Genomic DNA, 13,249 nt, shown 5'->3' with positions numbered 1-13,249 from the left:
GCGCATGGCTCTCGCAGCGTCACTGCCGATTTGCCAGCCTTATTTGCTAGCGGCAACCCCGCCGAGCAAACCGCCGACAAGATTCGTCACCGGCGCCAGCGGATTCGTGCTGCTCGAACCGCCGCTGCCGGCACCGCCGGTCAGACCCGTCACGATGCCGGTGACCGGCGCGAGCGGCGAGTTCTTGCCGGCTGCGCCGCTGACCGTCGACGTGAGCGTGGAGACGAGACCGGTCACCGGTGCAAGCGGTGACCCTTGCCCGCCGGCGCCGCCCAGCGTCGAAGTCAGCGTAGTGACGAGACCCGTGACGGGCGCAAGCGGACCGCCTGCGCTGCCTGCTCCGCTCGAGCCACCGAGCGAACCCAGACTGCCGAGCAGTCCAGTGACCGGCGCGAGCGGATTGCCGCTGCCGCTCGAGCCACCGAGCGAACCCAGACTGCCGAGAAGTCCAGTGACCGGAGCGAGCGGATTGCCGCCGCTGCCCGAGCCACCGAGCGAACCCAGATTGCCGAGAAGTCCGGTGAGCGGTGCAAGCGGGTTGCCGCTGCCGTCCTTGCCGCCCAACGATCCGAGGTTGCCGATCAGGCCGGTCAACGGCGGGATGCTGATGCCGCCGCTGCCCGTGCCGCCGAGGCCGCCAAGCGGTCCGAGCAGACCCGCGATCGGGCCGAGCGGATTGGTGGTCGCGCCGGTGAACAGTCCGCCGGTATTCGTGACGGTCTTGCCCAACTGACTCACGATGCCGCCGACATCCTTGCCTGTCTGATCGCCGGTCGCGCCCGACACTTTCACGCCGGCCGAGTCGAGTCCGTTGCCGAGTGTGCCGAGCAGGGTGTTGAGCTGCGCGCCCAGACCCGTGGCGTTGCCGATTGTTTGTGTCGTGTTCGAGATCGCGGTGGTGATCGGGTTGATCGCCGTGCTGAGTTGCGTCTCGATTTGCTGGACCGGTGCGCTGGTGAGGGCCTTGTTCAATCCCGAGCCCACGGCAACCACGCCGCTGCCTACGCCACCGACGACGCTGCCCAAAGTCGACGTCACCGGAGAGAGTGGCGCGAGCGGCCCGCTGCCGAGGCTCGACACCACGCCGCCGACCGATTTGACGGCGGCGCCGGCATCGGAGACGACACCCGACGTGGAGGTCAGTGTCGGTCCGAGCGGATTGGCCGAGCTGCCCAAGGTGCCCAGACCGGCGGCTACGCCGTTGCCCAGGCCTTTGACGCCGTTGCCGAGGTCGGTGACAGCGTTGCCTAGATTGGTGGTGGTTGCGCTGTTGACGCCGGGCACCGACGTGCCGCTGATCTTGCTGCCCGTATCGGCGACCGTCGTGCCGACTGCGGTGATGAGATTGCCGCCCTGGGTGATGACATTGCCGATCGGGGTGGAGGAAGTGCCTGAGGTGGTGCCTGAAGTGGTGCCCGACGTCGTACCGGAGGTAGTCCCCGAGGTGGTGCCCGACGTCGTACCGGAAGTCGTACCTGACGTGGTGCCCGAGGTCGTACCGGAAGTCGTACCTGACGTGGTGCCCGAGGTCGTACCGGAAGTCGTACCTGACGTGGTGCCCGAAGTCGTACCGGACGTGGTACCCGAGGTCGTGCCTGAGGTGGTACCCGAAGTCGTGCCGGACGTGGTACCCGAGGTCGTACCTGACGTGGTGCCCGAAGTCGTACCCGACGTGGTTCCCGAGGTCGTACCTGACGTACCACCAGAAGTACCTCCCGACGTACCTCCCGACGTACCTCCCGAAGTCCCCCCCGAAGTCCCCCCCGAAGTCCCCCCACCCGAAGTCCCAATGGCTCCGCCCGAAGTTCCACCGAGCCCACCCCCACCAAGCCCGCTACCGGGGGTATTAAGACTGGAACCGCAACCATACAGCGCGAGTAACGTAGACGCCGCAACAGCGATAGCTGTCCGGCCGATGATTTTTTGCATGATGGCCCCGTAGAATGACTATTGGTGGGGCCAACGCTGCAAGTTGTGCGCCAATTGCGATTTATAGTTTCATATTGACAATTGGTTGCATATAAATCTGAATAAATAAAAAAACAAAGAACTTATAGCGCCAAAAACACGGTTTTTCCCAAACGGACCGAGCTGTGTTCCGCGCGCGTGCTACGTAACGTGTCCGCTGTCCGTAACGGCGCGCGGAGCCGCCGCCAAACACCGCAGCGACTCCGCCCCCCACCTGCTCCACACGCTGATTAAAACGCAGCGGTATAGATAGCCAACGCGTCGGCCTCGGTAACAGCGCGAGGGTTATTCACCAGAAGCCGTGTTTGCAACATCGCATCGCTCGCCATCCGCTCGAGTCCGCTACGTTCGATGCCGACATCGCGCAAGCGCGCCGGAATCGCGGTCGCGGCAATCATCTGTTCGAGCCGTTCGATCAACGCCAGCGTCCTGCTTTCGGCGCTACCCGTCAGGCCCGGCACGACCACATCGGCGAGTTCAGCATAGAGATGAGCCGCCGCGTCGGCGTTGAAGCGCAACACATGCGGCAACACAAGCGCATTCGAAAGACCGTGCGGGACGTGATAAATGCCGCCGATCGGATACGCGAGCGCGTGCACCGCGGCCACCGGCGAATTGGCGAACGCCTGGCCCGCGAACGCCGCGCCGAGCAACATCGCTTCGCGCGCTTCGCGGCTCTGGCCGTTTTCGCACGCGGGCAGCAGATTGCGCGACAGGAGCTCAAGCGCCTTCACCGCCAGCAGGTCGGAAATCGGGTTCTTCAAATGCGCGGACGTGTACGCCTCGATCGCGTGAACCATCGCGTCGACGCCGGTTGCCGCGGTTGCCGCAACGGGCAGCCCGAGCGTGAGTTCCGCGTCGAGAATCGCCAGATCGGCGACCAGCTGCGGCGCGACCACACCCATCTTCTTCGCTTCGCCCACGGTCACGATCGACACGGCAGTGACTTCGGAGCCGGTGCCCGCGGTGGTGGGCATCTGCACGAGCGGCAAGCGCGACACCGTGACCTTGTTGACACCGTACATCTCGCTGAGCGCCTGCTGCTGTTGCGGAGCCAGCACGGCGATCAGCTTCGCCACATCCATCGACGAACCGCCGCCCAGTCCGAGCACGATCTCCGCGCCGGCCTGACGCGCGCGCGAGGTTGCCTCGAGCACGATGTGCTCGGGCGGATCGGCGATCACGTCCTCGATCACGGTCGCGTTCCAGCCATGCGCGGCGAGATCGGCGAGCGCCGGATTCAGCAACCCGCTCTTGTGAAGGAAACCATCCGTCACCACGCACAAGCGTGTGAGCGACGGAAATTGCGCGCGCAACAAGGCGCCGAGGCGGCGCGCCGCGCCGAACTCGACGACCATCGTCGGGACGGTTTGAAAGCGGAATGCGCTCATCATGCGGCGTCTCCAGGCACCATGTGGCTCGTGACTTCGCGCCGGTCGAGCAGCGGAATGATGGTGCCGACGCCGAGCCTCTGGAAGTGCGGCGTATCGCGATGCACGGCCAGGCCGTCGGCGTCACTGTACTGTTCGAGAATCACGAAGTGATCGGGATCGACCGGCGAACGGAAGAATTCGTAGTAGAGATTTTTCGGCTCCCCGCGGGTTGCCGCCGCGAGTTCCGTAAGGGGCTTCACAATCGCGTCGCCGTTGCCAGGCTTGGCGAAATAATGCGCGATCACCTGCAGATAAGCATGGGCCATCAATCAATTACTCCAACAAGATGGGACCTTCAACGTTCAGGGTCCGGATTCCACAATTCGCTGTCGTTGGCGAAACCGCGAGGGCGCCGCGCGTCAACGCATCGGCCGCGTCGCCCTGATTGCAGACGAACCCGAGATGACGATCGCCGACAAATCCTTGCGGTCCCGCGCGGCCCGATGCGAGCGCATCGACGCAGACCTCAGTTGTACCAGATTCGGATGGGGTCGCACGCTCCCACAGCCCGACCAGCAGGATCGCAATTTCATCAGATGAAGCTATCAAAAATGTAAGGTTATTCTAAATCTTGATTGAGAATGATTCGCGTTTACGTTAGATTGACGGCCTTCCTTCAGAAATTCGGAGCGAATCCATGGCTGAGGTGCTCATCCGGCGGGAGCCTTCCACAGCGATACCGATGTCTGTTTTCAACGCCGGCGACGCCTGTCCTACAGGGCAGCGGCGGGCGCGCAGCCACTCCCGCACTGTCGATCTGGAACACGACACGCTGCTTGGCGTGCTGATCGCCAACCGGCCCATGCTTGTCAATCTGGCGCGCGGCTTTGTGGGCTGCGCGAGTCTCGCGGAAGACGTGGTGCACGACGTCTTCATCAAACTGGTGGACTTCCCGGACCAGGATGCTGTGCGGCAACCCCTGGCCTATGTCACCCGCATGGTGCGCAATGCGTCGATCGATGCATTCCGCCGCCAAAGCCTCGAAAACACGTATCACGCCGACGAAGACGACGGCCTGCACGTGCCATCGCCGGAGCCTTCGCCTGAAGCGGCGCTGCTGGTGCGGGACACGCTGCGCCATGTCTACAACGCGCTCGAGCAACTGCCGCCGCGCAGCCGCGCGGCGTTCGAGATGGTGCGCTTGCGTGAGGAAACGTTGCAGAGCACGGCGCGCGCGCTCGACGTTTCGCAAACGCTCGTGCATTTCATGGTGCGCGATGCCGAGAAGCATTGTGCCGACTGCCTCGACGCCAGCAATCGCGGCGTGGCGGGTCCCGTCTTCTGCAGCGGCCGCGCCCGGCGGCGGTAAAAAAGCGCGCGCATCAAACGTCAATTGAGTAGAGGCGGCAGGCGAGCGAGATGCTGCCGCCGCTGTTCCGGAGTAGCGCATCGGCAATCTGCTGAGGCATCCTGACCATTCATCGACTGGGCCATTCATCATGACGCAAGCACAGCAAACCCCTTCCACCGCAGCAGGCGAGGCGGACGATCCCGTCTATACGGTCGTTATCAATGACGAAGAACAGTACTCGATCTGGCCGACGTTCCGCGCGGTGCCGGCGGGCTGGCGCGAAGTGGGCGTGAGCGGACCGAAGGCCGCCTGCCTCGCGCATATCGACACGGTATGGACCGATATGCGTCCGGCCAGCTTGCGCCGTCACATGGACGAGGCCGCCTCGAAGGCGAGCGCAGCGTAAATCGGACACGTCCGGACCCGCGCCGGGCCACGTCGCTTCTGCAAGAGGATTTCGCATGACCATGCTTTCGATGCCGCTCCCCACGCTTGCCGACCTGTTGATCGAACCGGGTTTGCCGACTGTCGTCTCGCCGCGTTCAGGCGTGGAGATTTCACTGGAAGAGGCCGTGACGCTGCTGCATGCGATCGCCGACGACACGCTCGAGCGGGCCGGCGGCGTGTTGTTCACCGGCTTTCGCGTGGCCTCGATCGATGTCTTCCAACGCTTTGCCGGTTCGTTCGGGCATCCGTTGATCGGCTACGAATTCGCGTCCACACCGCGCAGTCAGGTGGAAGGCGCGGTGTACACATCGACGGAATATCCGCCGCATCGCTCGATTCCCTTGCACAACGAGCAGTCGTACACGCGCGAGTGGCCACTGCGCATCTGGTTTCACTGCGCGCTCGCCGCGCGCGCGGGCGGCGCGACGCCGATTGCCGACAGCCGTGCGATCTATCGGGCACTCGACCCGGCGCTCGTCGCACGCTTTGCGAAGCGCGAGCTGCTGTACAGACGCAACTTCGGGCAAGGGCTCGATCTGCCGTGGGAACAGGCGTTCGGTTCGGAGGACCCGAGCGTGGTCGAGCGGATTTGCCGCACACGTGGCATCGATTGCGAATGGCGCGACAGTGAAGACGGCGAACTGCTGTTGCGTACGCGCGAACGCTGTCAGGCGGTCGCGCGCCATCCGCGCACCGGCGAGATGGTCTGGTTCAATCAGGCGAATCTGTTCCACCTTTCGTCGCTCGATGAAGACATGCAGGAAGCGTTGATCGATTCGGTCGGACTTGAAAACGTGCCGCGCAACGTCTATTACGGCGACGGCGAACCGCTCGAAGCGCAGGCGCTCGCGGAAATCCGCGGCGTGCTCGATCAGCAGCGCATTGTGTTTCCCTGGTTGACGGGCGATGTGCTGATGCTCGACAACATGCTGACGGCGCACGCGCGCGATCCGTTCGAAGGGCCGCGCAAGGTGGTCGTCGCGATGGCGCAGAGCTATAGCGAAGGTCGCGGCAAAGGCGTGGGCACGGACAACATCGAAGCTAAAGGCGCGGTCGCGGATAGAAGCGAAGGCGGCCAGTGGACGGCCGCGCAATGACGAAAAAGCAGGGCGCGGCACTCGCGGCGCATTCGCTGACGGTTGGCTACCGCGATCATGTGGTGCTCCACGGTCTGAACCTGACGATCGCGTCTGGCCGCGTCACCGCATTGTGCGGCCCGAATGGCTGTGGAAAAAGCACGCTGCTGCGCACGCTTGCCGGTTTGCAGCCGGCGCTTTCCGGCAGCGTCGAAGTGGATGGCAAGCCACTCGCCTCATACCGTCGACGCGCATTGGCACGCACGCTGACGATGCTCGCGCAATTCAACCAGATTCCTTCTGGATTGACCGTACGCGAGTTGGTCGCTTACGGCCGCTACGCATACGGCGGCTGGATGCGCGGACTGTCGCGCGCGGACCACGCGGCCATCGACGAAGCGCTCGTCACCAGCGGTCTGGCCGACGACGCCGCGCGCGACGTCGCCGCGCTGTCGGGCGGTGAACGCCAGCGAGCATGGATCGCGATGGCGCTCGCGCAGCAGGCGCCGATCGTGTTGCTCGACGAACCGACCACCTACCTCGACATCCACCATCAACTGGACATCCTGCGAGAATTGCGCCGCCTGAACCGTGAACGCGGCCTGACGATCGTCTGGGTGTTGCACGACCTGAACCAGGCCGCGGCCTACAGCGACGAAATCGTGCTGATGCGCGCGGGCCGCGTCATCGCCCATGGCTCACCCGACGCGATGCTCGACCCGCGTCATCTGAACGACACCTTCAGCGTGCCGATGCTCAAGATCGCGCATCCGCAGACAGGTGCGCCGATGTGCGTGCCGGCCTACGAGGGCGACGCCGCGGATCTCGCCGGCGTCGAATTTCAGCACGACGCATTGTGCGGTTCCGCGTCCACGAGCAAGGGCCTCGCCGCATGACGACGCTTGCAGCGCGCAAACGCCTGCGCCGTCGCGAGCCGGCAATCGATAGCTGGCGCGCGCCCGTGAAAAACCGCACGGGGCTGATCGGCGGCGCGCTCGTCGCGTTGATCGTGGTGGTGGCGGCATTGCGTCTCGCGCCGGGATTTCGCGCGTGGCTCGCCGCGCCCGCGGGCAGCGACGCCGCGCAGCTCGCCGGCATTCTGCTGTTCGACCTGAGCGTACCGCGCATCCTGGCGGCGCTGGTTGCAGGCGGCTGCCTCGCTATCGCGGGGACGTTGTTCCAGTCATTGACGCGCAATCCGCTCGCTTCGCCCGACCTGCTCGGCATCACCGGTGGCGCCCAACTCGGCTTGCTTGCCGCGATGCTGGTGCCCTCGCTCGCGGGTGTGCCGTCGGTGCCGCTGCTGTTCGTCTGCGGCCTCGCTGCCGCCGCCTGCGTGGGCGCCGCAGCAGGCGGCTGGCGCGCGACGCCGTTGCGCCTCGTGCTCGCCGGCAGCGTTTGCATGCTGCTGTTCTCGGCGCTCACCACGCTGATTCTGGCATTCTTCGAGCAAAGCATCGTCGGCGTGTCGCTGTGGGCGAGCGGCAGTCTCTATCAACCGGGCGCGGCAGGTCTGACGATCGCGGCTGGCTGGCTCGTGTTGCCGCTCATCGCATTGCCATTCGTGATCCGCCCGCTCGACCCGCTCGCACTCGGCGACGACGCTGCCGCGGCGGCGGGTGTGCGCGTCGATGCGACGCGGCTGGCGGCGATGGTGGTGGCAGTCGGTTTCGCGAGCGTCGCGGTGAGTGTGGCGGGACCGCTGTCGTATGTCGGGCTGATTGCACCGAATCTGTTGCGGCAGGCACGCGGCGCAAAGGCCTCGCGACTAACCGCGCTCGTGCCGTTGTCCGCGCTGGTGGGCGGCGCGCTCGTGCTCGTCACCGATAGCGCGGTGCAGGCACTCGATCTCGACGCAACCCTCTCGACCGGCGTGGCGATCGCGTTCGTCGGCACGCCGTTGATGCTGGCGATGATTCGCAGCGGCGCGGCGTGGTCGGGCGCCTTGCATGCCGGGCAGGATCGTCCGGCGGTGCGTGCCGGGACGCGCTGGGTGCGGATGCTCGATGCGTGGCCCTGGCCGCTGGCAGCGACAGTATTGCTGTTATTCGGCATCCTGATCGTCGGCGCCGGCGCCTCCTTCGGGCCGACGACGATCGGCGTGCATCGCTGGTTAGCCGTATTGGATCAGCGCGACGAACTCGCGCGGATGCTGCTCGATTTGCGTCTGCCGCGCCTCATCTGTGCGTTGCTGGCGGGCGCCTTGCTCGCCGCAAGCGGGGTGTTGATGCAGAGCATCGTGCGCAATCCGCTTGCCGGGCCGGAAGTGCTCGGCGTCACGCAGGGCGCGGGCCTTGCCACGCTCGCGGCGCTCGTCGCGTGGCCGCTCGCTGGACATTCGACGCTGGCGGTTGCCTCGCTCGCGGGCGGCGGGGTGACGCTGGCGCTCACGCTCTTGCTCAATCGACGGCATCGCTACGCGCCGCTCGCGGTGGCGCTGACCGGCATTGTGATCGGCACGCTGTGGACCACGCTATCCCAATGGCTCATCACGCAGCAAAGTGTGCAGCCCGCGCGTTTCGTGGTGTGGCTGGTCGGCGGTACGTACGGGCGCAGCTGGGGCGAAGTGACGACGCTGCTGCCGTGGTGCGTGCTGGCGGTGCCGGTGTTCGCGCTGCTGGCACGGCCGCTCGACCTGCTCGCGCTAGGCGACGACCAGGCCGCGGCGCTCGGATTGCCCATCGGCGTTTTGCGTCCGTTGGTGCTGACGGTGGCGACGCTGGCCGCATGTGCCGCGGTCGCCGCGGTCGGGCCGGTAGGCTTTATCGGTTTGATGGCGCCGCATCTGGCATCGATGCTTGGGGCGCGCGCCCATCGTACGCGTTTATGGCTTGCTGCCGCGTGCGGCGCGCTGGTGCTGGTGGTCGCGGATATCGCGGCGCGCACGCTGCTCGCGCCGCGCGAGATTCCTGCGGGCGTGCTGACAGCGTTGATCGGCGCGCCTTACCTGCTTGCGTTGCTGATCGTGGAGGCTCGGCGCGAGAAGCGAGGAAAACGGTGATGGGATCACTAGCCGTGCTATCAACGGTCGCAAACAGGTGCGGCCCGCACGCGCGGTGCTTCGCCGCGTTCGCGCCGGAATCGGTCGCGCATTATCTGGAACACGTGTGGCTCGGCATGCCTGAGGTGAGCGACGAACCCGCGCTCGCGGAAGACGAAACAGGCAAGCCGGTCGTCGTCGCCGTGACGGAACTAGCGAACCATCGCGCCGTCCTGCTCGATGCGATGGTCAAGCTCTACGGCGGTGAGCGCGAAACGCACGCACGTGCGTTGTTGTCGCAATGGAGCAAGTACTACTTCGGCTTCGCTGCGACCGCCGGCTTTGTTGCTTCAGCGATGCTGGGCCGTCCGCTCGACATGTCCGCGGAAAAGACTCACGTCGTGCTGCGAGACGGCCTGCCTGTCGCGCTTTATTTCGCTCGAGACGCATTGCAAGCACCCGCAACCGCGCCTGCGAGTCGCTACACGCCGCTCGTCGACCATCTGAACGCGGTGATCGGAACCCTGGCTGCGATGACGAAAATCGCGCCGCGCGTGTTGTGGAGCAACGCGGGCAATCTGCTCGATTACCTCTTCGAACAATGCGCGTCGTCATTCGATTTAAGCGGCGACGCCGCGTGGCTGTTTGGCCCGCTCGCCGCCGGTGGCGAGGCGAATCCTCTGCGTATGCCCGTGCGTCTTGCCACGCCCCGCGCCGCGAGCTTGCCGAACCCGTTTAGCGCACGGCGCGTGTGCTGCGTACGTTATGAAATTCCTGGAGAGACGCAACTGTGTGGACGCTGCCCCTTGCTATTGACCATGAGCGATGCGGAAATCGCCTTGCAGGACGCTTCGCATTGACGGGCCGCACGAGGCCAACGCAACAGTTCAGACGAGTGTGCGCAGCCACGGCGATGGCAGTCGCGCTGCTCGCTCATTCGTATGCATTCGCGCAGGGTGGTGCAGATGATGCAAAGGCCGCCGCGAGCGCAAGCCGCGTTGCCGACGGAGCAGAGGTGATCAATGCAAATCTCGTGGCGCGCACCGTCAATGCAGGAGGCACGCAACAAACCTGCGCATCGCTCGCCGATAACCCAAGTGTCTCGCAAGCAAGCCCCTCGTTGCCCGCACGACCGAAGCGCATCGTCGTGCTCGAATTCATGTTCGCCGAAGATCTTGCCGCGCTGGGCATTACCCCGGTCGGCATGGCGGATCCCGAGTACTACCCGGTGTGGATCGGTTACGACGAAGCACGCCTCGCATCGGTGCCGGACATCGGCACGCGTCAGGAGCCGAGTCTCGAAGCGATCGCGGCGGCCAAACCGGACCTGATCCTCGGTGTAGGCCTGCGTCATGCGCCAATCTTTGCGGCGCTCGAACGGATCGCTCCCACCGTGCTGTTCAAATACGGCCCGAACTTCGCCAAAGACGGCGCCCGCGTGACGCAACTCGATTGGGGCCGCACGATTCTGCGCACGATCGGCTGCCTGACGGGCCGCGAGGACGCGGCGCGCGCTGTCGAGGCCAAGGTGGAGGCAGGCTTTGCCCGCGATGCGCAACGCCTCGCGCAAGCCGGCCGTCGAGGTGAGCAGATTGCGTGGCTCCAGGAGTTGGGCTTGCCCGATCGATACTGGGCCTTCACCGGCAACAGCACGGCAGCCGGCGTCGCGCATGCGCTTGGACTCGAGTCGTGGCCCGCGGAGCCGACGCGAGAAGGCACGTCGTATGTGACGTCGGAGGATCTGTTGAAGAAGCCGAACCTCACGGTGTTGTTCGTCAGCGCGACCGAACCCGGCGTGCCGCTCGCGGCCAAACTCGATTCGCCGATCTGGCGTTTCGTGCCGGCCCGCAGCGCGGGGCGTGTGGGTCTCGTCGAACGGAATATCTGGGGGTTTGGTGGGCCGATGTCCGCGCTGCGGATGGCCGATACGATGACGGAAACACTGCTGTCGCTGCCGGCTCCGGCCGCGAGCAAGTAAGCGGCATGCGGTATGTGTATTACCGCACGCCGGGCGCTTGACCAAACACACCCGGCGTCGATTTCATATAACTCGACTCAGCCCACCGTACCGTTAGCAACGGCACCATTATTCTGCAAGGCCTGCGCCACGCCATAAGTCTCGCTGACGATACTGCCGTTATCCAGCTTCAACACGCGATCCGCGAGATGGAAATAGCGATCGTCATGGCTGATCACCAGCACGGTCTTGCCGCGCGAGCGCAATTCCGGCAGCAGTTGCTCATAGAACACGGCCTTGAACTGCGGGTCCTGATCCGCGGCCCATTCGTCGAACAGGTAGAACGGCCGGTCTTCCAGATACGCGACCACTAACGCGAGACGCTTCCTCTGCCCGGTGGAGAGCGCGCGTGTCGAGAATGCGCCGTTCACCACCTGCACCTTGTGGTCCAGCGCGAGCTTCGCCACCAACGCGTTGGCGCGCGCGTCGGCCTGCGCACGCGATGCATCGTTTGGATCGACGATCCCGAGCAGCGCGTCGAATAGATGGAAGTCGTTGAACACGGCAGTGAAGCGCTGCCGGTACGCGGCGCGTTCGGCGAAGCCGACCGGCTTGCCGTCCAGTTCGATCGTGCCGTCTTCCGGTTCGTACAGGCCCGTGAGCACCTTCGCGAGCGTCGTCTTGCCGCTGCCGTTGCCGCCGACGATGAACACCAGTTCTCCCGGCCGGAACGTCAGATTGACGGGCCCGACGCGGAACATCCGCTCATCGCGTTCATGGAAGTACGAGTGCGTGACGTTGCTTAGCGTGAGCGTCCGGTACGGCGCGTGCGAGGTTTTTTCATCCGGCGGCGGGGCGGTGCGCAGCGCGCCGAACTCGCTCATCACCTTTTCGATCCGGTCGAGCGACACGCGCGCCGCATTCAGCGTGGGCACGTTGTTGAGCAGGCCGTCCAGCGGCAGCAGCATGAACAGGAACACCACCACGTAGCCCGATGCCGACGGTGCATCGGCATGGACACCCAGCGCGGGCCAGAACGCCGCGACGCCCAGAAACACATAGAACAGGAACACGATCCAGCCGACCCCGACCGCATACGCGCTGAACGCGCGGCGCCGATGGTCGCGCACCTCGCCGATCGCGGAACCGAGTTGGCCGTCGACGAATTGACGCGAGCGCGCCTGATGCAGCTTCAGTTCCTTTGCGCCCGTAAACAGCGCGCCGAGATAGCCGAACAGTTTGTCCTGCGAGCGGCCGGCGGCTTCGAGCGAGGCGATTGCCCGCTTGTCGCCCGCGTGATAGCCGAGCGAGCCGACCAGAATCGCGGCGAGGGCGAGCAGGCAGACCGGCCACGACAACCACGCCAGATAGCCGAGGCAGCCGAACACGATCGAGCCGTGCATCACCAGATTGGGCAGCGCGAAGAACAACATCGAGACGTTGGTCGCATCGTCGGTCAGGACCGACTGCACGGGCGTCGCGCCGATCCGTTCGACATCGCGCAGTTCGGCCTCGGCGACGCGCCGCGCGACATGCTCGCGCAACTGCGCCATCGTGTCCTGCGAGAGACGCGCGAACAGCACGCCGGTAATCACGCGGGTGACGAGCGCAAGCACCGCGCATAGCGCAAAGCGCATTGCGAGCGACATGTCGGCGGCGCCTGGTTGCGACAGCGCGCGGCTCAAGGTCGCGACAAGCAGCACGCTCGCGATCCCGTTCAGCACACAGGCGGTGAGCGCGATCGCGAAGGCGCCGCGCGAGCGCTTGAGCAGCGCCACGATCAGGCGCATCGCGGGCTTCCCGGGCGCATGAGCGGCAGCATGAGCAGTGGTTGAGGGAGAGGGCGAGGGTGGCGCGTCGTAGCGCTCGTTGGCAGCGGTCATCGGCAATGGGTCGCAGTGGGTCGCAATGGATCGGTGAAATGCAGCGCATGCGGGCGGCAAATCAGCGGGACGCAAAGACGCGCCCCTCGCCTGATTGACGAACGGGCGTTGCAAACATTTACCGTCTGGTGCCGATTGGCTTTGCTTACGACCGTCCGCGACTAAAAAGATGCAGTCCGAATAAATCGACGACGGCGGTAAAGATTTGCGATTG

Annotated in this window: 11 protein-coding genes; 7 read left to right on the top strand and 4 right to left on the bottom strand. The window is 65.2% G+C overall.

Going from position 1 to position 13,249, the window contains the following annotated elements; translation table 11 throughout:
- Positions 1 to 39: 39 nt before the first annotated feature.
- From PQR53_RS01090 to PQR53_RS01080, 3 genes are all read right to left on the bottom strand, one after another.
- Positions 40 to 1,929, bottom strand: coding sequence for a collagen-like triple helix repeat-containing protein (locus PQR53_RS01090; protein ID WP_408450712.1), 1,890 nt, complete (start codon positions 1,927 to 1,929; stop codon positions 40 to 42).
- Positions 1,930 to 2,198: 269 nt separating this feature from the next.
- Positions 2,199 to 3,359, bottom strand: a complete 1,161-nt coding sequence (locus tag PQR53_RS01085) for an iron-containing alcohol dehydrogenase (protein ID WP_408451147.1) — start codon at positions 3,357 to 3,359, stop codon at positions 2,199 to 2,201.
- Complete coding sequence (locus PQR53_RS01080) at positions 3,359 to 3,667, bottom strand: putative quinol monooxygenase (protein ID WP_408451146.1); 309 nt, start codon at positions 3,665 to 3,667, stop codon at positions 3,359 to 3,361. The genes PQR53_RS01085 and PQR53_RS01080 overlap by 1 nt, the downstream gene beginning before the upstream one ends.
- Before the next feature lie 371 nt (positions 3,668 to 4,038).
- Here PQR53_RS01080 and PQR53_RS01075 point away from each other — a divergent pair, with 371 nt between their 5' ends.
- From PQR53_RS01075 to PQR53_RS01045, 7 genes are all read left to right on the top strand, one after another.
- Positions 4,039 to 4,710: an RNA polymerase factor sigma-70 gene (locus PQR53_RS01075; protein WP_408450710.1), complete on the top strand. Its 672-nt coding sequence runs from the start codon at positions 4,039 to 4,041 to the stop codon at positions 4,708 to 4,710.
- Between the two features lie 130 nt (positions 4,711 to 4,840).
- Positions 4,841 to 5,098, top strand: coding sequence for an MbtH family protein (locus PQR53_RS01070; protein WP_408450708.1), 258 nt, complete (start codon positions 4,841 to 4,843; stop codon positions 5,096 to 5,098).
- 55 nt (positions 5,099 to 5,153) lie between these two features.
- Entirely contained in the window at positions 5,154 to 6,236 is a 1,083-nt protein-coding gene (locus tag PQR53_RS01065) for a TauD/TfdA family dioxygenase (RefSeq protein WP_408450706.1), read from the top strand.
- Positions 6,233 to 7,111 (top strand): ABC transporter ATP-binding protein, encoded by an 879-nt coding sequence (locus PQR53_RS01060; RefSeq protein ID WP_408450704.1) that lies wholly within the window; start codon positions 6,233 to 6,235, stop codon positions 7,109 to 7,111. Before PQR53_RS01065 ends, PQR53_RS01060 begins: the two co-directional genes overlap by 4 nt.
- Positions 7,108 to 9,216 (top strand): Fe(3+)-hydroxamate ABC transporter permease FhuB, encoded by a 2,109-nt coding sequence (fhuB, locus tag PQR53_RS01055; RefSeq protein ID WP_408450702.1) that lies wholly within the window; start codon positions 7,108 to 7,110, stop codon positions 9,214 to 9,216. Before PQR53_RS01060 ends, fhuB begins: the two co-directional genes overlap by 4 nt.
- Positions 9,216 to 10,055, top strand: a complete 840-nt coding sequence (gene fhuF / locus PQR53_RS01050) for a siderophore-iron reductase FhuF (protein WP_408450700.1) — start codon at positions 9,216 to 9,218, stop codon at positions 10,053 to 10,055. Before fhuB ends, fhuF begins: the two co-directional genes overlap by 1 nt.
- A gap of 53 nt (positions 10,056 to 10,108) precedes the next feature.
- Positions 10,109 to 11,173 (top strand): ABC transporter substrate-binding protein, encoded by a 1,065-nt coding sequence (locus PQR53_RS01045; protein ID WP_408450698.1) that lies wholly within the window; start codon positions 10,109 to 10,111, stop codon positions 11,171 to 11,173.
- A gap of 77 nt (positions 11,174 to 11,250) precedes the next feature.
- On the opposite strand, the gene PQR53_RS01040 is transcribed toward PQR53_RS01045, so the two are convergent.
- The gene (locus PQR53_RS01040; RefSeq protein WP_408450696.1) at positions 11,251 to 13,035 is read right to left on the bottom strand and encodes a cyclic peptide export ABC transporter; all 1,785 of its coding nucleotides are present in this window, start codon (positions 13,033 to 13,035) and stop codon (positions 11,251 to 11,253) included.
- Positions 13,036 to 13,249 lie beyond the last annotated feature (214 nt).

The organism is Paraburkholderia fungorum (assembly GCF_046027605.1).
GTDB classification, from domain to species: domain Bacteria; phylum Pseudomonadota; class Gammaproteobacteria; order Burkholderiales; family Burkholderiaceae; genus Paraburkholderia; species Paraburkholderia fungorum_F.
This window is presented reverse-complemented; position numbering and strand designations above follow the sequence as displayed.